The sequence below is a fragment of the Eubacterium sp. BL-380-WT-2B genome (assembly GCF_009696115.1).
GTDB lineage: Bacteria > Bacillota > Clostridia > Eubacteriales > Eubacteriaceae > Eubacterium > Eubacterium callanderi.
On record NZ_VUMP01000004.1, the window covers coordinates 61,980 to 81,724 of the forward strand.

Here is a 19,745-nt window from a genome sequence, read left to right on the forward strand (position 1 = left end):
AAAAAGAAACAGGCGCTTTTCTTTTCCCCTGGAATCGGATAAAATAGGGGATAAAATGACCGGAGGTAGAAAATGAAACAACAAGTTGGAGCCATTGAGCTCTGTTATGAAAAAAAGGGAGAAGGGCAGCCCCTGATCCTGATCCACGGAAACGGCGAGGATCACACGATTTTTGACGCGATCATGGAGCCGCTGAGCGCGGATTTTACGGTCTACGCCCTGGATTCCAGAGGCCATGGGGACAGCACGCCAGTGGATACCTTTGACTACAGCGAAATGGCAGAGGATGTCCGCGGCTTTATCAAAGCCCTGGGGCTTAAGCGGCCAGCGGTTTACGGCTTCAGCGACGGAGGGATCATCGGGCTGATGCTGGCTTACAAACACCCGGAGCTGCTCTCTGCGCTGGTGGTCAGCGGCGCCAATACCACGCCGGACGGACTGAAGGAAATCTGGCTGGACAAGTTCCGCCGGGCTTACGAGCGCACCGGAAAGGACAGCATTAAAATGATGCTGGAGCAGCCCAATATCTCCAAGGCAGACCTGGCCAGTATCCGTATCCCGGTTCTGGTGACCGCCGGAAGCGACGATATGATCGAGGACGACCACACCCGCTATATCGCCGATTCCATTCCAGACAGCAGCCTTGAGATTTATGAGGGCGAAACTCATGAAAGCTATGTGGAGCACCACCCGAAAATGGCTGCGGTGATCCGAGACTTTCTGCTGAAATAAAAAATCCCCCGGTTGGGGGATTTTTTCATTCCTGTGTAAATTTGCCCTTCAGTGCTTTCTCAAAGGCCAGATACAAAAGCGCAGCGATGACCACATTGACGGTGGAAGCGATGAGCAGCGGCACCAGCATGGGGATGACAAAGCCCATGACAGAGGGCGAAATACCAAGGATCACAGCCAGGACGCCGGACAGGAAGGTCATGACAACGCCATTGATCAGAATGGCGGTGACTGAAGCGACGACCAGATTGGTTTTTTTGTTGATCCAGGCGTAGGCGTAGCAGGCGCCGGCCATACAGGCGGCTACCAGAATATGCATTGGCAGGCCCATAGGGAAGCCGGACAGGGCAGATGAGAAAAGGTGTCCCACCGCACCGATCAGCGCGCCGATGGGGCCGCCGAGCATGAGCGCGCCAAAATAGGCTGGCAGGGCGTCCAGTGCCACGCTGCCAAATATTTTAACAAGAGAGCCTAAATAGGATAAGGCGATCAGCAGTGCGGTAAAAACAAGGGTTTTCGTATTCAATTGATTCTTCATGGAGTCCTCCGGTTGCATTAAGATAAATGAATTGCGAGAGTAATTATATCGCAGAAACCGGGGAATGTAAAGCAGGATGAACTTAGGGGTATAAAATGTTATAATAAGAATGAAACTTAAGAACGGAGGAGCAGCAGAGCATGAATATTGGAATAGATGTCGGCGGTACCAATCTGGTAGCCGGGCTGATCGGGGACAGCGGCGAGGTGTTTTTCAAGAAAAAACAGCCGACCAGGGCAAGAGAGGGCTATGAGGCTGTCCTTGGACGAATTGAAGCCCTGGTGGGGCAGGTGATGGCGGAGATGAGAGGACAGTCCCCTGAGAGTGTGGGCATCGGCGTACCTGGAATTGTCTCAGCGGACGGGAAAAACGTGGTGTCCTGCCCGAACCTTTTCTGGAAAAACAAGCCATTAAAGCGGGATTTAGAGGAAAAAATTCATCTTCCGGTTTACCTTGCCAATGACGCCACTGTGGCTGGCATCGCGGAAAACCGTTTTGGCAGCAGCCAGGGCTGCCGGGATGCTGTTATGTTTACGCTGGGGACTGGCGTGGGCGGCAGTGTGATCTTGGGCGGCCGGGTCGTAAACGGCGTGCACGGCGTGGCCTCGGAGTTTGGGCACATGATCGTGGGCGATGGGCTTTACCGATGCAACTGCGGCAAAATGGGCTGTCTGGAGACCTATTCCTCTGCAACGGCGGTGATCTGGCTGGCAAAGAAACGCATTGAGGAGGGCTGTGAAACGGAGGTTCTGTCCATGGCCGGAGGCGATCCAGAGGCAGTTAACGCGGAGATGGTGATCAATGCGGCCAAAAACGGCGACGCGGTGGGCCTTGAATGCTTTAGGTCGATGACAGATCATCTTGGCACCGCCATTTCCAACCTTGTGGATGTTCTGGACCCTGAGATCTGTGTTCTGGGCGGCGGAGTAGCGCATGCGGGCGCTTTTCTGCTGGAGGCGGTACAGAAGTCCACGGTGAAAAAAATCACCTATAAAAGCCTGGTAAAGCCTGAGATCGTCCTGGCGACGCTTGAGAACGACGCGGGCCTGGTGGGAGCGTCTTGTATTAAGGAATACTTATATGATTAAGAAAACTTCCTGCATTTATAGAAAGTGCTTGCAAATTTCTTTTTATTTTATTATGATAGGGTAAGTGAATTTAAAATTTTCCTTCTTATTAATATAATAATAGGTTAAGAGTGTTAACGGATTGTTAAAATAAGAGGGACCGTCAAGGAGGCACGATCATGCAGAAGTATGAATGTGAAATTTGTGAGTATGTCTATGATCCGGAGGAAGGTGACCCGGAAAATGGCGTTGCTCCGGGTACCCCGTTCGAAAACCTGCCGGAAGACTGGTTTTGTCCCACCTGTGGTGTGGATAAGGACGCGTTTAAGCCTGTGGCAAACTAGCTACAAAGAATGCAGGAAAAGAAAAAGGGCTCTGTTTGGAGAGCCCGATAATCCCAATAACAATTATTAATTTTGCCGGTTATCCGGCATTTTTTATTTTTTTGGCTGCCGTAAACCAGGAGCTTCGGCCTTTTCCCCTTTATCGGTCTCGTTTTCACGCTTCCGTGCCTCGTAGATGGCGCAGGCCTCGTCGTAAAACTGGATGCGGTGTTCAACCATCTCCAGGTTTTTTTCCAGTTCTTCGATTTTTTTAAGCAGGCGGACCCGGTGGTCGATAAAGATCTGCCGCCTTGTCTCAAGGGTGGAGGTGCCCTCCAGAAACAGATCGATATATTCCTTTATTTCCTTCAGCGGCATGCCAGTATCCTTCAGGCAGCAGATTGTCGACAGCCATTCCAGGTCGGCGTCGGTAAACTGGCGGATGCCGCTCTCGCTGCGCTCCACAAAGGGGAGCAGGCCTTCCTTGTCATAATAGCGGAGGGTATAGATGCTGAGTCCGGTCTTTTCAGATACTTCCTTGATCGTGTAGATGTTCATAAACGCCTCTCCTTTCCATAAAACAGCTGTTTTATCTCTATAGGTATACCCCAAAAAGGAATCAAAGTCAATCATTTCCGGCAAAAAACCTAGAGTAAACTCTATTGTTTTCGTTTAAAATAATGTTCTTTCGGAAATACAATCCGAATTCTTAAAAAATTCTTAGTCAAAAAGGAATCATTCTAAATTAAAGCCATGGAATATTGTTCGGGAATCAGAACATCGGAAAGTACTGTATTTAGCTGATGTAAACGACCTGTCAGAATTTGGTTAAATTCATCACAACTTGTGAGGACTTTGCGAAACAACTAAAATAAAAATAAACTGTGAAAGGGTATTGACCTAGAGTATGCTCTAGGGTCTAGAATTATAACCAAGTTAAGGGAAACACCCAAGACAAACAGGAAAGAAGGTCATAACAATGATGTACTACAATCCAAGAAGAGCAGTGTTGCTGAAACTTAAAAAAGTTGTAGAAGAATCAAAATGATCCGTATTTGGTAACTTGTTAGATTGATATAAAAAATAAAAATTGAAGAAAGAGGTAAACACAATGATGTATTATAATCCAATGAAATCATTACTGGAAAAATTAGAACGCGGAGCAAAAGCTTCCAAGTAAATAGAATAAAAAATACAATAAACTAAAAAGGAGGTAACGAAGATGATGTACTATAACCCAATCCGTAAATTGTTAGAAAAAGCATCCAGATAATAAAGATAAACCGGCGAACGATTCGCTTTATATAAAATAAATTGACAAGGAAAGAGGTAAACACCATGATGTATTACAATCCAATCCGTAAATTATTAGAAGAAATTGAGTTAGCAGAAAAATCCGCTAAATAATTGACAGGCGGTTTAATAACAAAATTTTGAAAAGAAAAGGGAGGTACTTAAAATGATGTACTACAATCCATTAAGAAAATTATACTCAGAATTAGAAGAAACAGCTGAATAACAGCGGCTGGTCCTTCAAATGACATTAGGAGGTAAGCATAATGTTTGTATTTGGTAAAGAAAATAAACACAGTGTCGGCGCCCCCTGCGGGTTCTGCTGTGACACAGACAGAAAATAAAGCAGTTGCGAAAACTTAGGAGAAGTCTTTAAAGTGACTCCTCATCCCTCATATAAATATATCTAAAGAGCAAAGCGGACAGGCAATCCCCCTTATTTGACCTGTCCGTTTTGCTTTTTTATTTTATAGAGAAAGCCCAAAGCAGCCCATGATCCAGAGCAGCAGAATGGGTATAAAGATAGCAGGGATCAAATTTCCGAGACGAAGTGATTTTATCTCTAACAGGTTGATGCCAATACCCATGATGAGCACGCCGCCAACAGCGTTCATCTCTGTGATCATCGGATTGGTTAAAAAGACCTTGATTGTGCCTGCTGCCAGCGTGATGGCGCCCTGATAGAGAAGCACAGGCACAGCGGCGAACAGAACGCCGACCCCCATCGTGGAAGCAAAGATAATGGCAAAAATACCGTCCAGAAGCGCTTTGGTCACCAGAATGGTGTAGGTGCCGGAAATACCGCCCTCAATGGCGCCCATGATCGCCATTGAACCCGTGCAATACAGAAGAGAAGCGGTGACAAAGCCCTGGGCAAAGCTGCTGTTCTCGCCGCCCTCAAATTTCCGTTCAAGACGGCCGCCAAGGCTGTTGAGATGCCCCTCGATATTTAAAGCTTCGCCGATCACAGCCCCGAGGGCCAGTGAAATCAGAACGATCAGAAAATTTTGTGTCTGGACGCCCATGGAAATCCCAAGCATCATGATGCCAAGACTGAGCCCGTGGGTGATGGTGGCGCTGATGCGCTCAGGCAGCCCCTTTCTGAAAAGAAGTCCTAAAAAACCGCCCACTAAGATGGCGGCCACATTGATGATGGTACCGAGCACAGACATGCCCTCCTTTACGAGAATGCTTTAAAGCGTTTGTTCCATCAATTTTATCATAACCGGCGGAGCGAAAAAAGAAATTTTTTCAAAGATTTAACATTCGAAAAAGCTTCTTGTGCTATAATACTAAATAAAAACGAAAGAGGTGAAACCGCCTTGATTAAACGATTTGCAGCGATTTATATCGGTTCCAGCAAATGTGAGCTGGTGGTAGGCCAGCGCGGAAAAGGAACCATTAATATCTTAGACCGTGCGGTCTATCCCATTGACTTTGGCGAGCAGAGCTTTGCCAGGGGGAAGATATCCTTCAGCTCAGTCTACGCCCTGTGCCGGATTATCGGTGAATATATTGAGATCGCCAAAGCTTCGGCTGTCGAAGAGATTGAAATCGTAGCCACCGCCGCGCTGCGCGAGGCAGAAAACCGGATCTATCTGCTTGAGCAGATAAGAACCTACACTGGCGGCTACCGGGTACACCTGCTGGAAAAAGAAGACGAGATTGAGCTGATCTACCGCTATATGCTGCTCAAATGCGAGGATTTCCTGACAGAGGAGCGGGTGCAGGAGGAGACAATGCTCTGCTCCATCTCCAGCGGAAACATCGCCCTCGCTCTGATGAACGGCGGCCTCATCGACTATTACCAGACCCTTGAAATGGGGTATCTGAAGATCCGCGAGGTTCTGCGCGCCATCGAGGAGGAAACCGAAAACTTTGAAAACCTCCTCTCGGATTTTTTCGCCATCAACCTTCATGCTGTGACAGACAATATCCACAAGCGGAAGATCAAAAATCTGGTGGTCACCTCCCACGACGCCGAGATTATTGCCTGCTTCTGCGGCATGGAAGCCGGGAGCGATTATTACAGGATCAGCCGGGAGCGCTTTGTGGAGCTGCACGGAAGCCTCAAGGGCCTGACCTCCGGACAGCTTCAGAGGAAATACCCTGAGCTTAACCTGTTTGAGGCGGAGACCATGCGGCACACCCTGATGTTTTATCTGAAGCTGCTGGACGATACCAAAATGGATGAAATCGTCCTGGTACAGCTGAGTCTCTGCGATGCGCTGGTGGATTTCAAGTTCAACCTGACCAAGGACCAGCGCCTGCGGGAGTGGATTGAGGAGAGCAGCTACAGCTCGGCCCGGATGCTTGGGAAAAAATACCACGTGGACGGCAAGCACGCCGAGACAGTTGAAAAGCTGGCGCTCAAGCTTTTTGATTTTCTGAAAAAGCGTTACCAGCTGGATAAAAATGAGCGCCGCCTGCTCAGGCTCACCGCCCAGCTTCTGGATGTGGGGCGTTATGTGGGCGGGCAGAACAGCAAGCCCATGAACAGTATGATCATTGAGAATGCGGACATTATCGGGGTGAGCGCAAAGGAACGCCTCATCATCGGGACAGTGGCGGACTGTGTCAGGACCATCCCCTTTGACGAGTCCCTGCTGGACAAATCCATGACAGCTGAGGAACAGCTGGCAGTGTCCTGCCTCACCGCTATTTTAAAGCTGGCCACAGCCCTGGATAAAAGCCACAAGCAGAAGATCAGCAAAATACAGTGCCGGATCGAGGAACGGGAATTCATTATCACTGCGGTTACCAGCAAAAACGTACAGCTGGAGAGCTATTTCTTTAATACCAGCAAGCTGGCCATGCGCAAGGTCTTTGGCCTGAAGCCGGTGTTAAAAATCAAGAGGGAAAAAATATGAAAGAAAATTTATACATTAACCGAGAGCGAAGCTGGCTGGATTTTAATTACCGGGTACTGGAGGAGGCCTATGACAAGACCAATATGATCATGGACCGGCTGAAATTTCTGGCGATCACAGCCTCCAACCTGGATGAGTTTTTTATGGTGCGTATCGCCGGCCTCATGGATCAGGTAAATGTCGGCTATAACAAGAAAGGACTTGACGGCAAAACGCCCACTGAGCAGCTGGCAGAGATCAACACCATCACCCAGGAGATGATGAAAAGGCAGTACAACTGCCTGCTGAAATCTCTGGTACCTGAGCTGAACCAGAATCATATCTTTTTTGTGGAGTATGACGAGCTGACCCCCGAGGAACGGGAATATGCGGACGACTATTTTCTGGAAACCTGTTACCCAGTGCTCACGCCCCAGGCCATTGACAACAGCCGCCCCTTCCCGCTGGTCAAGAACAACCAGGTATACCTCTGCGTCCAGCTTCTGGACACCCAGGAAGACAAAAAGAAAAAGAAGAAGGACAGCAAAGAGGATGAGGAATACATGGCGATCCTGGAAATCCCAAAAGTGCTGGACCGGATCATCGCCCTGCCGAGGGCAGACCGTGAGGCGCCCTTTCGCTATATCTTCATCGAGAACATCATTATCCACAACGCCGGACAGCTTTTTACCGGCTATGACGTCAAGCATGTCTCCGAGTTCCGTATCACCCGAAACGGGGACCTCGCCATTGACGAGGATGAGGCCGAGGATCTGCTGATCGAGATTGAAAAATCCATCCAGCAGCGCAAATGGGGCGCCTGTATCAAGCTGGAAATCACAAAGGCCATGAGCAAAAAAGCCAAGCGGAAGCTCATCGAGGAGCTGGAAATCTCAGAAGCGGATGTCTATGAGCTCAAGGGACAGCTGGATTTGACCTGCTTTATGAAATTCCAGGGGCGGCCGGAATTTGACGAGCTGCGCGAGCCCATCTACAAGCCGCTGCCGTCCAGAGATTTTTACGAGCAGGAGGATATCTTTGAGGTGATCCGCGAGAAGGACCGGCTGCTGCACCACCCTTACCAGTCCTTTGACACCGTGGTCGATTTTGTGAGAAAGGCCGCCGCGGACCCGGATGTGCTGGCCATTAAGCAGACCCTTTACCGCGTGAGCGGGGACTCGCCCATCATAGCGGCCCTCATCGAGGCTGCCCAGAACGGCAAGCAGGTCACCGTGCTGGTTGAGCTGAAGGCCCGTTTCGACGAGGCCAATAACATCGTCTGGGCGAAGAAGCTGGAGCGCGCGGGCTGCCATGTGATCTACGGCCTGGTGGGGCTCAAGATCCACTGCAAAATGATTCTGGTGGTGCGCAAGGAGGAGGATGGTATCCGCCGCTACGTGCATCTGGGCACTGGCAATTACAATGACGTGACCGCCCGGCTCTACACCGACATCGGGATGTTTACCGCCAAGGAGAGCTACGGCTCGGATGTCTCCACTCTGTTTAACGTGCTGTCCGGCTACAGCCATTACACGCTCTGGAAAAAGCTGGAGGTAGCACCCACTACCATGCGTGAAGCCTTTAACCGCCACATTGACAGAGAGATCGAGAACGTGAAGCTGGGCGTGCGCGGCCGGATTATCGCCAAAATGAACTCGCTGATTGATGACCAGATTGTGGAAAAGCTGTACGAGGCCTCCCAGGCCGGCGTCGAGATACGCCTCGTCGTCCGGGGCATGTGCTCCCTGATCCCGGGCATACCGGGCGTGAGTGAAAACATCACGGTCCACAGCATTGTGGGCACCTTCCTGGAACACAGCCGCATCTACTATTTTTATAATCAGGGCAAGGAGGATATTTATCTTTCCAGCGCAGACTGGATGCAGCGGAACCTGAACCGTCGTATCGAGACCCTGTTTCCCGTGGAGGACCCGGACTTAAAGGCCGAGCTGAAGCATATACTGGACATCACGCTGCGCGATACCATCAAAACCCGTGTGATGACCGAGACCGGCGAGTATATCCGGGTTGACAAGCGGGGCAAGGAACTGTTAAGCTGTCAGCAGTACTTCTGCGAGGAGGCCGAACAGCAGTTTGAGGAAGCGAAGCGCAGATTGCGTCTGAAGGCAGAGTAGCGGCGCTTTAAAATTTTGATATAAAGAGTTAAGTAGAGAAAGGGGGAGAATGGAGAATGAAGAATTGAGAATGGAGAATTAAAGGACCAAACCGGCTTTGCCGGTTTGATTTAAATCAAATTTGCTTTGCAAATTTGTTCTTTTAATTCTCCATTCTGCATTCTCAATTCTCCATTGCTTTACTATGGATAAAAGTATTGGAGTCATTGATATTGGCTCAAACAGTGTGCATCTGGTGGTGGGGGAATACCACAACAACGAATATTTTCACATCATTGATGATGTCAAGGTAAACGTGCGCCTGTGCGAGGGGCTGTCTGAAACCGGCTGCCTGCGGGAGGACCGCATGGCGCTGGGGGAACAGACCCTCATGATGTTTAAAAACATGTGTGATACCTACAGGCTGGACAAGGTGATCGCCGTCGCCACAGCGGCAGTGCGCAAGGCGAAGAACGGCCAGGTTTTTGTCGACCTGATCCGGAAAACCACCGGCATTGAGATTGAGGTTATACCGGGTGAGACCGAGGCCGCCATGGATTATTTAGGCGCTGTGAACACCATCGACATCCGCGACGCGCTGCTCATGGATATCGGCGGCGGCAGCGTCGAGTTTGTTCTCATCCGTGACCGCAAAATGGCAGACGCGGTGAGCCTGCCCTTTGGCTCCATTGACCTGACGGAAAAATTTGAGCTGGAGGATGTGGCCACGCCGGGCAGGCTTAAGAGCCTCCACGCCTTTTTAGAGGACGCTTTTTCTAAGGTCGATCTGTTTGAAAAGGCCAGAGGACTGCCAGTGCTGGGCGTGGGCGGCACCATTCGGAATATCGGGCGTATCCATCGCCGGGTGGTCGACTATCCTTTGGAAATCGCCCATAATTACCGTATGTGCGAGGACGAGGTCGCCAGAATCTGTCATATGACCGCGAAGATGAACCTGGAGGAACGCAAAAATCTCAAGGGGCTGTCCAAGGGCCGGACCGATATTTTTGTGGGCGCCAGCCAGGCGGTTTATAAGGTCATGCAGACCATTTTCTCACCGGAGCTGATCATCTCAGACGCCGGTCTGCGGGATGGCCTGATTTTCAAGCATTTCGGCAATGGACCAGAGGATCTTGTCCATAACATTTTTGACAATTCTCTTGTCAACACCATGCTCAACTACGATGTCAACATTCCCCATGCTTACCACGTGTACGGGCTGTCCGTAAAGCTGTTTGAACAGCTTGCGCCGCTGCACGGCATTAAAGAGGATGTGAGCCGGATGATGAAGACCAGCGCTATGCTTCACGATGTGGGCATCAAAATCCAGTACAGCAACCACCACGAGCACAGCTTTTACCTGATTCTGAACTCCGGACTTGAGGGGCTGCTGCAAAAGGAACTGCTCATGAGCGCTTTTATTGCCCTGAACCACCGGACCAACAAAAAGGTCAAGGTCGAGGCAGAATACATGACGCTGCTGTGCGAAGAGGATAAGCGCCTCATCGACAAGCTCAGTCTTTTCCTCCAGATCGCTGAGTATCTGGACCGCAGCATGGACGGCATCGTGAAGGACATTGACTGTAACATTAAGGACGATGTGGTTGAGATGATGGTGCTGACCACCACCCACTCCGTCTTTGCGGATATGATTATCAGCGAATGCGGCAAAAAATTCAAGCGTGTGCTGGGCCGTGAGATCGCCATTAAGAACAAGGTCATTGCGCCAGTGTAGGCTGGCTGTGATGCAGGATACAAAAAATGCCGAAAAGTCGGAGTTTTGACTTTTCGGCATTATTTGTATCATAAGACAATGCGGACTGCGCCTTTTATCCAGATAAGAAAAAAGGCCAAGTGTGATGGTACCGTCCGCAGGACGCTTTTTTCTTCCTTAGGTAAAAGGCTCCGTCCTTCGGTTTTTTTGTATGTGAGATCAACGTTTGTTTAATTTTTAAGGATGGCGGACATGGCCTCTTTAAAGGCCTTGGGATCGTCGAACATGGGGGTGTGGCCCGCATTTTTGATCCGGAATTCTTTTTTGGCCGGGGCCGTGAGGCGTTTCAGGTATTTCTGTGCCTCGCTGGCTGGGGTGGTCATATCACGGTCGCCGGAGATGAAGTAGACGGGCACCTTGTAGTCATGGCTGTAGTCGTAAAGGGTGAAATTGCTCACAGAAACCAGCAGCGCAGCGTTGAGCTTATTGCTCTGGAACAGTCCGAGAACATCCGATGGCTTAAAAATAGGGCTTTTGAGGGCGGATTTAATGATCGACCCGGTTTTGCCATCCGGAAAGTATTTCTGCTTCAGGGCGTTGATCTTGGTCATTTTGCGGAGCATGACCTCATCAAAGGGACGCTCTGGGTATGGGCCAATATGGCGGAGCTTTTGGATGTCACGGCTGTTGCCGGAGCGGATCACTGCGCGCTTAAGCGCGTCATAACCAGCCTGCTCGTTTTCGACCACGTCCACCAGCTGGCCCACGCCGATATAGGCCGCCACATTTTCAGGATGCTCCAGGGCATAGAGCGCCCCCAGCACCGTTCCCCAAGAATGTCCGAGGATAAAGAGCCTGTCCTTTTGATAATGCGCCTTCAGGGATTCGACGGTCTCGTGCAGGTCACTCATGAGATTTTGAAGATCAGGGGACGCGCCGGGATTGCGCATAAAGGTCTTGCCGGTTCCGCGCTGGTCGTAGTAGACTACAGTGCACAGGTCGGCGAAAATTTCCTCCATCACATAGGCGAAATAAGCCTCGGAGGAGCCAGGCCCGCCGTGGATAAAGAGCAGGACAGGCAGCTCGGGCGCGGCCGTGTAGTGAAGGGTATACTCCTCAATGCCGCCGACAGCAATGTATTCTTCAGTGAAATTATCGGGTATGGGTGGTTTCTTTTTCATGATGGCCTCCTTTGGATTATTATTAGTGTACCCCAGAAGTGGAGGAAAGAAAAGGGGCTTCAGGTTTATAAAAGAAAATAAAAAGTAAAACAGCGTATAATGGGGTCAGTAAGATGATTGGAGGATTACTGATGGAAGCATTAAAATTGAGCAGCAGAGATTTTGAGGCAGGGGGGTGGATTTCCAGGAAAAATTCGGCCAGAGGTGAAAACCGTTCACCAGCTCTGACACTGGAAGGAATCGCCCCAGAGGCCAGGTCACTGGCCATCATGATGGACGACGCTTCCCACCCCTTATTTAAAAATTATAACCACTGGGTTATCTGGAACCTGCCCGTGCAGGCAGAGATTCCGGGCAGTATACCGCCGGGTAAAATCGTGGACAGCCTGGACGGCGCGGTGCAGGGCATGGCCTATGGAAGACATGCCTACAAAGGTCCGAAACCGCCGTTTAAAGCCGTTCATACCTATACCTTTACCGCTTACGTGCTGGACTGTGAGATCAGTCTTCCGCCAGAAAGCCACCGGGCAGAGCTGCTCGAGGTAATGGCAGGGCATGTGCTGCAGAGAGCGACCCTGTCAGGAAAATTCCAGAGCAGGCGCACGGAGTAGATGAGGTTTGCAGGGAGATTTTGAGGATTGAACAAAATTTAGGATTTTAAATAAAGAGATTGCGCAAAAGGCAAAAGCAGTTTATAATAAAGGGTAGAAAACTGAATAAAAAATGCGGCATCCGGAAAAGTGTTCGCACCACTAATCCGGCTTGCGCAAGGTGTAGACCCACCGTACACAACGGCCTCAGGAGGCACGTACCGCATTACTTATTATAGATGATTTGGGTTCCAAAAACAAGGGATTCGTTTAACTATTTAAGTAGGCTTTTGTTTGTGTTAGCATTTTTAAGAAGAAGAATCTTTTTAGCTGTGTATGGGGGATGTCTGCCCTGCACAGCTTTTTTATTTGGACTTTCTCAGGACAGCGGGGAGGCAGGCCTTTTCCGCTGTCTGCTTATTCACGGAAACGGAATATAAGAATGGGAGGTGCAGGAAAATGAAAAAAGAATGCTCCCTGGGGTTTTCCCAGAAGGGGAAGAAATACTATGCAAAGGGAAGCTTTTTTGACGAGGATAAAACCTTTGACGGCAGGCTGATGCGCGTTGAGCGCCATGTGGCCCGTGATCCCCGTGCGCCAGACTCTAAACGGCTTTACAGCTTTCATACCTTTGTGATCCAAAAGGGCGCAAAAACCCGAACCTATGTCTTTAAAGGTGTGAAGGAGATCGATTTGACCGGTTATTTTAAGGAAGGTGACCGGGTACGGCACCATTACGGCCATGAGATTCCGGAAAAGTATGATAAATCCGGCGATTCAGAGGTGGTCTGTATTGTGTGCGGCGAGCGGGCCAGCTGCCGGCGGAGCATCTGCCCTTACTGCGGCAGTGTTTTGTTGAAATAGACAGTACAATGAATGCGGAAAAGTCTTATTTTTGGACTTTTCCGTATTTTTTTGCCATTAAACTTCTTCCTTTCAAACTACTTATAATTATCCAGCGTTATGCACAATCAGAATACCAGGTTTTCCAGTCCGCTGTTCTTCTGGTTTATTTTTATCACTATGAGAACAATTCTGATGTATTGGCCGAACCTGTAAAATTTCAAAGTTTTGTCAGAAAAATTAAAGCCAATTCCCGTCCTGGTCATGTTATAATGAATGAAAAGTAACTTGGAAAGGAAGAATGTTATGGGCTTAATCACCATTGTGGTTCCCTGTTATAATGAGGAAGCAGTGCTTCCAGCCTTTTATGAGGCTGTCTGTGAGGTGGCCGCATCCTTTAAGAAGTCCGAAGCCTTCGAGTTTCTGTTTGTGGACGATGGCTCCGCTGACAGTACCCTTGCCGTGATCCAGGGGTTTGCAGAACGTGACCGCCGTGTGCGGTACCTGTCTTTCTCGCGCAATTTCGGTAAGGAGGCTGCCATCTATGCAGGCCTCAAGCACGCCAGAGGCGGGCTGGTCGCTTTGATGGACGCCGATCTGCAGGACCCGCCAGACTATCTGAAGCGGATGTACGACGCCATTACCGAGGAGGGCTATGACTGTGCGGCAGCCCGGCGGGTAAGCCGCAGGGGCGAGCCCAGAATCCGCTCCTTTCTGGCCAGACGGTTTTATCGGATCATGCGCCGGATATCCAATGCCGACATTGTGGACGGCGCCCGGGATTACCGGATGATGACCCGGCAGGTAGTCGAGGCGATCCTCAGCGTGACCGAGTACAACCGCTTCTCAAAGGGCATTTTTGGCTGGGTGGGCTTTAAGACCAAGTGGCTGGAGTACGAAAACATCAAACGTGCGGCCGGGGAGACCAAGTGGTCGGTCTGGAAACTGTTCAAATACTCGATGGAGGGCATCACCGCCTTTTCCGTCGCGCCGCTGGCGCTGGCCTCCTTCGGCGGTATTGCCCTCTGCGGCGTGGCGGTTATCGCCATTTTATTTATCATCGTCCGTCAGCTGCTCTACGGCGGTTCTGCCTTTGGGTGGCCCTCCATGGCCTGTATCGTGATTTTTATCGGCGGCATTCAACTGCTGTGCGTTGGGATTCTCGGCCAGTATCTGGCCAAAACCTACCTGGAGGTCAAGGAGCGCCCGGTTTATATTGTCAGAGAAGCGTCGGAGGAGGAAGAGCAGGGGTAAGGGCGACGAAGCGCTGTCTTTTATCCAGACAGGAAAAGAATCCAGACGCTGAGGTGACGGTCCGATATCGAGGCTTTTGTCTGGAACAGCCGGGCAGGGATGATCTGCTTTTTTTAATTTAGTAAAGGTGGTTTCGGATTGTTACTTTTGCCGCAGGATATCTTTTCCCGCTTAGGGAAAAGATGGCGCTTCTTCGGCTGTGCAGGCCGCTCGGCACGATTTCTGGCTGTTATTTACAGCGCCTGGACCTTTTTCTTATCTAGATAAAAGGTGCAGTCTCGGGCGGCAGCGCTGCTTTGACAGCACACAAAGGCCCTTATTTTGAATAATTTAAGCATCATCCGTTACAATAAGCCTCACACAGCATACAGAAAATGCCGAAAGGTCTTATGGCGGACTTTTCGGCATTGTTTGTACCTTACCTCTAAGAAATGATGACCTGAAAGGACTTGAAAACAGATGAAAAAAACAATTATGACTGCGTTTGGAGGGCTCGGGCTGCTGGCGGCTTACAGTATCCTTGTGGAACCGAACCGTCTGGCGGTTAAAAAATATGAGATGGGCACCGGGCAGAAAAGACTGAGGGTCGTCCAGCTCACGGATATTCATATTGGTCCCTTTTATCCCAGGCGCAAGGTTGCCCGCCTGGTGCGTAAGGTAAACAGGCTCTCGCCCGACGTGGTGGTGTTCACCGGAGACCTGTACGACCGCTTTATCCGTTATCGGCGGGAGGACGCAGCAAAGCCGCTGGTAGAGCTTGAAGCCAGCCTGGGAAAATTTGCGGTCTGGGGCAATCACGACTGCACCAAAATGGCAAGATGGTATGCGCCGGTTTTGGAGCGGGCGAGATTTATCCTGCTGGAAAACGAGGCGGTAATCCTCCCTGCTGGAGAAGGCAGGACCCTTGCCATTGGCGGCACCGATGATCTGCTCTATGGAGAACCCGATATAAAACAGACCGTTCGGGGGACAGCAGGCAGCGATTATCAGATCATTCTCATGCACGAACCCGACGGTGCGGACCGTCTGCAGGGAAGCGGTGTGAATTTGATTCTCTCCGGCCACACCCACGGCGGGCAGATCCGCCTCCCGCTGCTGCCCACTGTGACGACAGACCTCGGAAAGAAATATATCCGCGGATTTTACACCATCAACCCTGAAAACAGCACAGAGCTGTACGTTAACAAAGGGATCGGCTGTACCCAGATTCCAGCCCGCCTTGGCGCTGTGCCCGAGATCGCGGTTTTTGATATTAAAATGGTGTAGCCATGAAAACAGGACAGCCCGTCCGACGGATAAGCTGTCCTGTTGCTTTTACGGTTTTTGTTTAGCGTTTAAATAAAAGCTCAGTGCGACACAGATAACCATGATAACGGTCGCGACGATCAAGGGTAATGTCGCTTTGAAATAAAGGCTTGCCAGCATGAGGAGCAGGCAAACCATCTGCATTATACGAATAATGGCCCCAGCGTTCATGCTCTATCCCCGGTCAAAATAAGGTGATTTTCCTTTGGCGGAAAGCGGAATCCCAAGCACCATGGTTATTTTTTTATCCAAATATCCCAGAGAAATGGCCGCCTTACCCACAGAAAACATGATACGGTTGTCCACATGGGCCGCCGATGCCACGCCCACAGCAGAACCAAGGGCAATGCCAAGATCCATGGGATCAAAGGCGCAGAGGCCATTTTCACGGGCGCACTCAGCACAGCTCTGGTGATTGCAGTACTGGCAGGCTTCGTTCAGGCCCCGCTGGGAAATGCTTGTGCCGACGAGCACCACGGCGGTGCTGTTTCGCACATTTTCAGCGTCGCGGATAAAAAACGCGAGATCCTGCTCACGGCCAAGGCGGTCCATTTCGGCGGCCAGCGCCTCTTTTTCATCGCCGGTCAGGTAACAGGAATCAATGTGGTCAACGCCCCGGGCCTTTGGCGCTGTGCGGGCAGCCACACACATGCTCTGGGCGATGTGCAAAATACCGGATGTCTCAGCATCCTGAGAATGACAAATCATTTTAAAAGCCTCCTTCTTATGACAATGCTTTTTTAAATTATAGCACAAAGCCCTGTAAGAAACCAAAAATACATTAAAAAAGCTTGACCTTCCCCTGCGCGGGAGAGGTTATTCTAAGGATAAAAAGAAACAGGAGGATACTCAGATGACGGTTTCCAAGATGGATTATAAAAAAGAATACAAGGATTTATACATGCCAGGAAAGAAGCCTGGCAGAGTCACGGTGCCGGAGATTGCTTTTGTTATGGCAGATGGCGCCGGCGCTCCAGAAAGTGCCTGCTATCAGAATGCGCTCAGCGCGCTGTACGCCATCAGCTTTGGCATCAAGATGAAAAAAATGTCAGGCGATCTGCCAGAGGGTTATTTTGAATATGTTGTGCCGCCTCTGGAAGGCCTTTGGTGGGGTGTTTCGGACAATCGTGATGACTGGCAGTGGACGTCCATGATACGCCAGCCGGAATTTGTAACGCCTGCGCTGTACGAAGCAGTGCTTTTGGAAAGCAGGAAGAAAAAGCCAGAGATTGATTTTGAGGGGGTCCGGTTCCAGACCTTTGATGAGGGCGACTGCGTCCAGATCATGCATGTCGGCCCATATGCGGACGAGGGCCGATCCTTTGATGAGCTGGCCGCCTTTATGGAAGCCGAGGGCCTGTCCCGCCGCCCGGGCTGGGAGGAGAAGCACCATGAAATCTATCTCTCCGACCCACGCCGGGCAAAGCCAGAGCGCCTGAAAACCGTCCTGCGCATCCCGGTATGATTTTATGCACTTATAAAAAAGCGGAAAAGCCAAAGCCAGGCTTTTCCGCTTTGCGTGTGTTAATGGTTTGTTTTTTCCTTTTTGCGCACTGACCAGTAATGAAGTCCAACGCTCGCCAGCGCCAGCAGGCCAAAGTATCCAAACAGGGGAAAAAGGGTGGCGATAAGATTTTTGAACCCGGCGATACTCCCGAGCGTAGCGGCAACCATGATGACGACCAGTAATCCCTTTCCATGAATCGGGCCGATTTTGCGCACTCGTGTGGACACCGCGTATAGGCAGGAAAGGCCAGAACCAAACATGCCAAAAAGCAGAAGGAGGGCGTAGAGGATGCCCAGCGCCGGATGGATAGCCGAAGCAAGGGTGAGCATCGGCAGGCTGGACTCCTGAACGAGCGGTAAATGCAGGGCGATGGGAACCAGAACGCACAATGCAATGACGAACAGCAGGAGCGAGCCCCAGAGTATTCCCCGGGTAATAGCGCGATCCGATTCCACCGAGGGGGCGATGGGGGTAAGGACAGAAATAGCCACCAGCAGATTGTAAGAGACAAAGGTCAGGGCAGCGATAAACCAGTTGCCAACCAGTGGGTTGCTTCCAGATACAGGCGATGTGGCAAGCGGAGAAAGCTCCAGATTAAAAAAGGACATAAGACCGACCAGCAGGCCCACCGCTACCATAAAGGGCACCACAAAACCAAAGGCTGAGACCATGCCGCGGGCACCGGTCGTGCCGGCCACGGCGAGCAGAAGCCCCATGAAAATGCTGCCTGCAAAAGCGGGAAAGCCCCAGAGCTGTTCGAGGAGAGCGCCGGCGCCAGCGACCACGACCATGACAACCGTAAACATAAAAAACAGGGTAAAGCCACCGAAGATCAGGCGCAGAACCGGGTGGTAGCCCCGGACCACCAGCTTCTCAAAATCATGGATGCCGGTGCGGTGAGAAATACGCATGATCATACAGCCAAAGATGAAAAACACAAATACGGCTACAGCCATCCCCGCAATGCCATAGCCGCCGAACACGCCGAAAAACTGATAGATTTCCTGTCCAGAGACAAAGCTTGCTCCCAGATAAATGCCGATAAAAGTCATCATGACCTGACGCGTGGTAATTTTTTTCATGGTCCCTCCCCTTTAAAGATAATTAAAGGGATTATATCATATTTTTCGCATTGTTTGTGTTTAAAACAACAAAAAAGCCCCGAAGGGCTTTTTTTATGCTAAGGTTTCGTGTAAAGATTTCATGATGGCTTCGAAAGAGTCCGGTTGCCAGGCGCTTCTGCCGATGAACAGGCCGTTGACGTTTTCGAAGGGCGCATACTGTCTGGCGTTGTCAATGTTGACACTGCCGCCGAACAGCAGCGGAATGCCGCGTCCGGCTTCGCCGTAAAGCTCAACCGTGACGTCCCGCAAATGGTTGTGGATGTCGTTCACCAGTGGTGCCTCTGCAGGAATTCCGTTGACGCCGATGGCCCAGACGGGCTCATAGGCAACCCAGAATTTGCCGATGGCATCTGCAGGCACATCGTGCAGGGCGATCTTCAGCTGACGGGCCAGCACTTCCTTAGACACACCGTATTTTTTGTCCTGCATGCTGTCACCGATGCAGACGAGCGGCGTAAAGCCGTGCTTTAAGGCTGCAAGGGTTTTGAGGTTGACGGTGTAGTCTGTTTCGTTAAAGTACTGGCGGCGTTCGCTATGGCCGATTTCCAGGATGTCCACGCCGATTTCCTTTAGCTGGGTTGGAGAAATCTCTCCGGTAAACTGTCCGGCGTCCTCATAGTGCACATTTTGGGCGCCCAGTTTTAATGTGGATTTTTTAGAGTCGATGAGCTCACGGATTTTCCAAAGCTGGACATAGGGCGGAATGATGAAAAATTCAAATTCCGGATACTTTGAAATAATGTCGGTCAGCGCGTCCGTATAAGACAGTCCCTCAGCGGTTGTCTTATTCATTTTCCAGTTTGTTCCTAAAAACATTTTTTTCATGCTGGAACCTGGATTATTTCATGTAAGTTTTTTCGAGCTCGCGCATGCGTTCTACTTTCTTGGTAGAACCGCCGCCGGCAAATTCACTCTTCATGTAAGCGTCAACGATCATTTTGCCAAGCTCAACACCGATGCAGCGCGCACCCATGGTGATAATATTGGCATCGTTGGATTTTGCCAGGCGTTCTGCGGCAAAGGTATCGTGGCAGGTGCCAGCGAAAGCGCCTGGTACCTTGTTTGCCATCATGGCAACGCCAAGGCCGGTACCACAGATGATGATTCCTCTGTCATAGGTTTTGTCTGCTACTTTTTCAGCCAGATTAAAAGCAATGTCCGGGTAATCGCAGTCATGGTCAGCAGAATATTTTAAGTCCGTAATATCGTAACCTTCGCTTTTTAAATGTTCGTAGATCGCATCCTTGAAATCAAAAGCAGCATCATCACAATCAATTGCAATTCTCATTTGTAAATCCTCCTGGAATTTTA

General features: G+C 50.3%; 20 protein-coding genes. 11 read left to right on the forward strand and 9 right to left on the reverse strand.

Annotated features, from left to right (window positions below; all coding sequences use genetic code 11):
- Window positions 1-72: 72 nt before the first annotated feature.
- A complete protein-coding gene (locus FYJ53_RS08590) occupies window positions 73-732 on the forward strand; it encodes an alpha/beta fold hydrolase (RefSeq protein ID WP_148430211.1) in 660 nt (219 codons plus the stop codon).
- A gap of 25 nt (window positions 733-757) precedes the next feature.
- On the opposite strand, the gene FYJ53_RS08595 is transcribed toward FYJ53_RS08590, so the two are convergent.
- Window positions 758-1,270 carry an ECF transporter S component gene (locus FYJ53_RS08595; RefSeq protein ID WP_187367999.1) on the reverse strand — a complete coding sequence of 171 codons (513 nt, stop codon included), beginning with the start codon at window positions 1,268-1,270 and terminating at the stop codon, window positions 758-760.
- 140 nt (window positions 1,271-1,410) lie between these two features.
- Between FYJ53_RS08595 and FYJ53_RS08600 the strand changes: the two genes are divergently transcribed.
- Window positions 1,411-2,358: an ROK family protein gene (locus tag FYJ53_RS08600; RefSeq protein WP_090410580.1), complete on the forward strand. Its 948-nt coding sequence runs from the start codon at window positions 1,411-1,413 to the stop codon at window positions 2,356-2,358.
- Window positions 2,359-2,516: 158 nt separating this feature from the next.
- Entirely contained in the window at window positions 2,517-2,681 is a 165-nt protein-coding gene (rd, locus tag FYJ53_RS08605) for a rubredoxin (protein ID WP_090410581.1), read from the forward strand.
- 93 nt (window positions 2,682-2,774) lie between these two features.
- Here the strand turns inward: rd and FYJ53_RS08610 are convergent, their stop codons facing one another.
- Together FYJ53_RS08610 and FYJ53_RS08615 are read right to left on the reverse strand one after the other, a co-directional pair.
- Window positions 2,775-3,218, reverse strand: coding sequence for a MerR family transcriptional regulator (locus FYJ53_RS08610; RefSeq protein ID WP_090410582.1), 444 nt, complete (start codon window positions 3,216-3,218; stop codon window positions 2,775-2,777).
- Window positions 3,219-4,420: 1,202 nt separating this feature from the next.
- Window positions 4,421-5,125 (reverse strand): DUF554 domain-containing protein, encoded by a 705-nt coding sequence (locus FYJ53_RS08615; RefSeq protein WP_154557264.1) that lies wholly within the window; start codon window positions 5,123-5,125, stop codon window positions 4,421-4,423.
- 150 nt (window positions 5,126-5,275) lie between these two features.
- Between FYJ53_RS08615 and FYJ53_RS08620 the strand changes: the two genes are divergently transcribed.
- The 3 genes from FYJ53_RS08620 to FYJ53_RS08630 all read left to right on the forward strand — a co-directional run bounded on the left by FYJ53_RS08620 (window position 5,276) and on the right by FYJ53_RS08630 (window position 10,651).
- Window positions 5,276-6,823: an exopolyphosphatase gene (locus FYJ53_RS08620; RefSeq protein ID WP_227929814.1), complete on the forward strand. Its 1,548-nt coding sequence runs from the start codon at window positions 5,276-5,278 to the stop codon at window positions 6,821-6,823.
- Window positions 6,820-8,937 (forward strand): RNA degradosome polyphosphate kinase, encoded by a 2,118-nt coding sequence (locus FYJ53_RS08625; protein WP_090410584.1) that lies wholly within the window; start codon window positions 6,820-6,822, stop codon window positions 8,935-8,937. The genes FYJ53_RS08620 and FYJ53_RS08625 overlap by 4 nt, the downstream gene beginning before the upstream one ends.
- Before the next feature lie 184 nt (window positions 8,938-9,121).
- Window positions 9,122-10,651 (forward strand): Ppx/GppA phosphatase family protein, encoded by a 1,530-nt coding sequence (locus tag FYJ53_RS08630; RefSeq protein ID WP_148430216.1) that lies wholly within the window; start codon window positions 9,122-9,124, stop codon window positions 10,649-10,651.
- A gap of 209 nt (window positions 10,652-10,860) precedes the next feature.
- On the opposite strand, the gene FYJ53_RS08635 is transcribed toward FYJ53_RS08630, so the two are convergent.
- The gene (locus FYJ53_RS08635) at window positions 10,861-11,811 is read right to left on the reverse strand and encodes an alpha/beta fold hydrolase (protein ID WP_148430218.1); all 951 of its coding nucleotides are present in this window, start codon (window positions 11,809-11,811) and stop codon (window positions 10,861-10,863) included.
- Window positions 11,812-11,942: 131 nt separating this feature from the next.
- On the opposite strand from FYJ53_RS08635, the gene FYJ53_RS08640 reads away from it, so the two are divergent.
- The 4 genes from FYJ53_RS08640 (at window position 11,943) to FYJ53_RS08655 (ending at window position 15,764) form a co-directional block, all read left to right on the forward strand.
- Window positions 11,943-12,422 carry a YbhB/YbcL family Raf kinase inhibitor-like protein gene (locus FYJ53_RS08640; protein ID WP_148430220.1) on the forward strand — a complete coding sequence of 160 codons (480 nt, stop codon included), beginning with the start codon at window positions 11,943-11,945 and terminating at the stop codon, window positions 12,420-12,422.
- A 438-nt stretch (window positions 12,423-12,860) separates the two neighbouring features.
- Window positions 12,861-13,265, forward strand: a complete 405-nt coding sequence (locus FYJ53_RS08645) for a hypothetical protein (RefSeq protein ID WP_090410588.1) — start codon at window positions 12,861-12,863, stop codon at window positions 13,263-13,265.
- A gap of 285 nt (window positions 13,266-13,550) precedes the next feature.
- Window positions 13,551-14,498, forward strand: a complete 948-nt coding sequence (locus tag FYJ53_RS08650) for a glycosyltransferase family 2 protein (RefSeq protein WP_148430222.1) — start codon at window positions 13,551-13,553, stop codon at window positions 14,496-14,498.
- 459 nt (window positions 14,499-14,957) lie between these two features.
- Window positions 14,958-15,764 (forward strand): metallophosphoesterase, encoded by an 807-nt coding sequence (locus FYJ53_RS08655; protein WP_154557265.1) that lies wholly within the window; start codon window positions 14,958-14,960, stop codon window positions 15,762-15,764.
- A 48-nt stretch (window positions 15,765-15,812) separates the two neighbouring features.
- Here FYJ53_RS08655 and FYJ53_RS08660 read toward each other — a convergent pair whose 3' ends face one another.
- Together FYJ53_RS08660 and FYJ53_RS08665 are read right to left on the reverse strand one after the other, a co-directional pair.
- Complete coding sequence (locus FYJ53_RS08660) at window positions 15,813-15,974, reverse strand: hypothetical protein (RefSeq protein WP_013382547.1); 162 nt, start codon at window positions 15,972-15,974, stop codon at window positions 15,813-15,815.
- Between the two features lie 3 nt (window positions 15,975-15,977).
- Window positions 15,978-16,511 (reverse strand): ferredoxin domain-containing protein, encoded by a 534-nt coding sequence (locus FYJ53_RS08665; protein ID WP_148430225.1) that lies wholly within the window; start codon window positions 16,509-16,511, stop codon window positions 15,978-15,980.
- 145 nt (window positions 16,512-16,656) lie between these two features.
- On the opposite strand from FYJ53_RS08665, the gene FYJ53_RS08670 reads away from it, so the two are divergent.
- Window positions 16,657-17,268 carry a GyrI-like domain-containing protein gene (locus FYJ53_RS08670; RefSeq protein WP_148430227.1) on the forward strand — a complete coding sequence of 204 codons (612 nt, stop codon included), beginning with the start codon at window positions 16,657-16,659 and terminating at the stop codon, window positions 17,266-17,268.
- 59 nt (window positions 17,269-17,327) lie between these two features.
- On the opposite strand, the gene FYJ53_RS08675 is transcribed toward FYJ53_RS08670, so the two are convergent.
- The 3 genes from FYJ53_RS08675 to FYJ53_RS08685 all read right to left on the reverse strand — a co-directional run bounded on the left by FYJ53_RS08675 (window position 17,328) and on the right by FYJ53_RS08685 (window position 19,722).
- Window positions 17,328-18,392, reverse strand: coding sequence for a hypothetical protein (locus FYJ53_RS08675; protein WP_148430229.1), 1,065 nt, complete (start codon window positions 18,390-18,392; stop codon window positions 17,328-17,330).
- Window positions 18,393-18,485: 93 nt separating this feature from the next.
- Entirely contained in the window at window positions 18,486-19,259 is a 774-nt protein-coding gene (locus FYJ53_RS08680) for a triose-phosphate isomerase (protein ID WP_013382543.1), read from the reverse strand.
- 13 nt (window positions 19,260-19,272) lie between these two features.
- The gene (locus tag FYJ53_RS08685; RefSeq protein ID WP_013382542.1) at window positions 19,273-19,722 is read right to left on the reverse strand and encodes an RpiB/LacA/LacB family sugar-phosphate isomerase; all 450 of its coding nucleotides are present in this window, start codon (window positions 19,720-19,722) and stop codon (window positions 19,273-19,275) included.
- Window positions 19,723-19,745 lie beyond the last annotated feature (23 nt).

Excerpts from the sequence above, each read along its gene's own strand:
- FYJ53_RS08590 (WP_148430211.1), top strand. The coding sequence starts at position 73 with ATGAAACAACAAGTTGGAGCCATTGAGCTCTGTTATGAAAAAAAGGGA.
- FYJ53_RS08595 (WP_187367999.1), bottom strand. The coding sequence starts at position 1,270 with ATGAAGAATCAATTGAATACGAAAACCCTTGTTTTTACCGCACTGCTG.
- FYJ53_RS08600 (WP_090410580.1), top strand. The coding sequence starts at position 1,411 with ATGAATATTGGAATAGATGTCGGCGGTACCAATCTGGTAGCCGGGCTG.
- rd (WP_090410581.1), top strand. The coding sequence starts at position 2,517 with ATGCAGAAGTATGAATGTGAAATTTGTGAGTATGTCTATGATCCGGAG.
- FYJ53_RS08610 (WP_090410582.1), bottom strand. The coding sequence starts at position 3,218 with ATGAACATCTACACGATCAAGGAAGTATCTGAAAAGACCGGACTCAGC.
- FYJ53_RS08615 (WP_154557264.1), bottom strand. The coding sequence starts at position 5,125 with ATGTCTGTGCTCGGTACCATCATCAATGTGGCCGCCATCTTAGTGGGC.
- FYJ53_RS08625 (WP_090410584.1), top strand. The coding sequence starts at position 6,820 with ATGAAAGAAAATTTATACATTAACCGAGAGCGAAGCTGGCTGGATTTT.
- FYJ53_RS08630 (WP_148430216.1), top strand. The coding sequence starts at position 9,122 with ATGGATAAAAGTATTGGAGTCATTGATATTGGCTCAAACAGTGTGCAT.
- FYJ53_RS08635 (WP_148430218.1), bottom strand. The coding sequence starts at position 11,811 with ATGAAAAAGAAACCACCCATACCCGATAATTTCACTGAAGAATACATT.
- FYJ53_RS08640 (WP_148430220.1), top strand. The coding sequence starts at position 11,943 with ATGGAAGCATTAAAATTGAGCAGCAGAGATTTTGAGGCAGGGGGGTGG.
- FYJ53_RS08645 (WP_090410588.1), top strand. The coding sequence starts at position 12,861 with ATGAAAAAAGAATGCTCCCTGGGGTTTTCCCAGAAGGGGAAGAAATAC.
- FYJ53_RS08650 (WP_148430222.1), top strand. The coding sequence starts at position 13,551 with ATGGGCTTAATCACCATTGTGGTTCCCTGTTATAATGAGGAAGCAGTG.
- FYJ53_RS08655 (WP_154557265.1), top strand. The coding sequence starts at position 14,958 with ATGAAAAAAACAATTATGACTGCGTTTGGAGGGCTCGGGCTGCTGGCG.
- FYJ53_RS08660 (WP_013382547.1), bottom strand. The coding sequence starts at position 15,974 with ATGAACGCTGGGGCCATTATTCGTATAATGCAGATGGTTTGCCTGCTC.
- FYJ53_RS08665 (WP_148430225.1), bottom strand. The coding sequence starts at position 16,511 with ATGATTTGTCATTCTCAGGATGCTGAGACATCCGGTATTTTGCACATC.
- FYJ53_RS08670 (WP_148430227.1), top strand. The coding sequence starts at position 16,657 with ATGACGGTTTCCAAGATGGATTATAAAAAAGAATACAAGGATTTATAC.
- FYJ53_RS08675 (WP_148430229.1), bottom strand. The coding sequence starts at position 18,392 with ATGAAAAAAATTACCACGCGTCAGGTCATGATGACTTTTATCGGCATT.
- FYJ53_RS08680 (WP_013382543.1), bottom strand. The coding sequence starts at position 19,259 with ATGAAAAAAATGTTTTTAGGAACAAACTGGAAAATGAATAAGACAACC.
- FYJ53_RS08685 (WP_013382542.1), bottom strand. The coding sequence starts at position 19,722 with ATGAGAATTGCAATTGATTGTGATGATGCTGCTTTTGATTTCAAGGAT.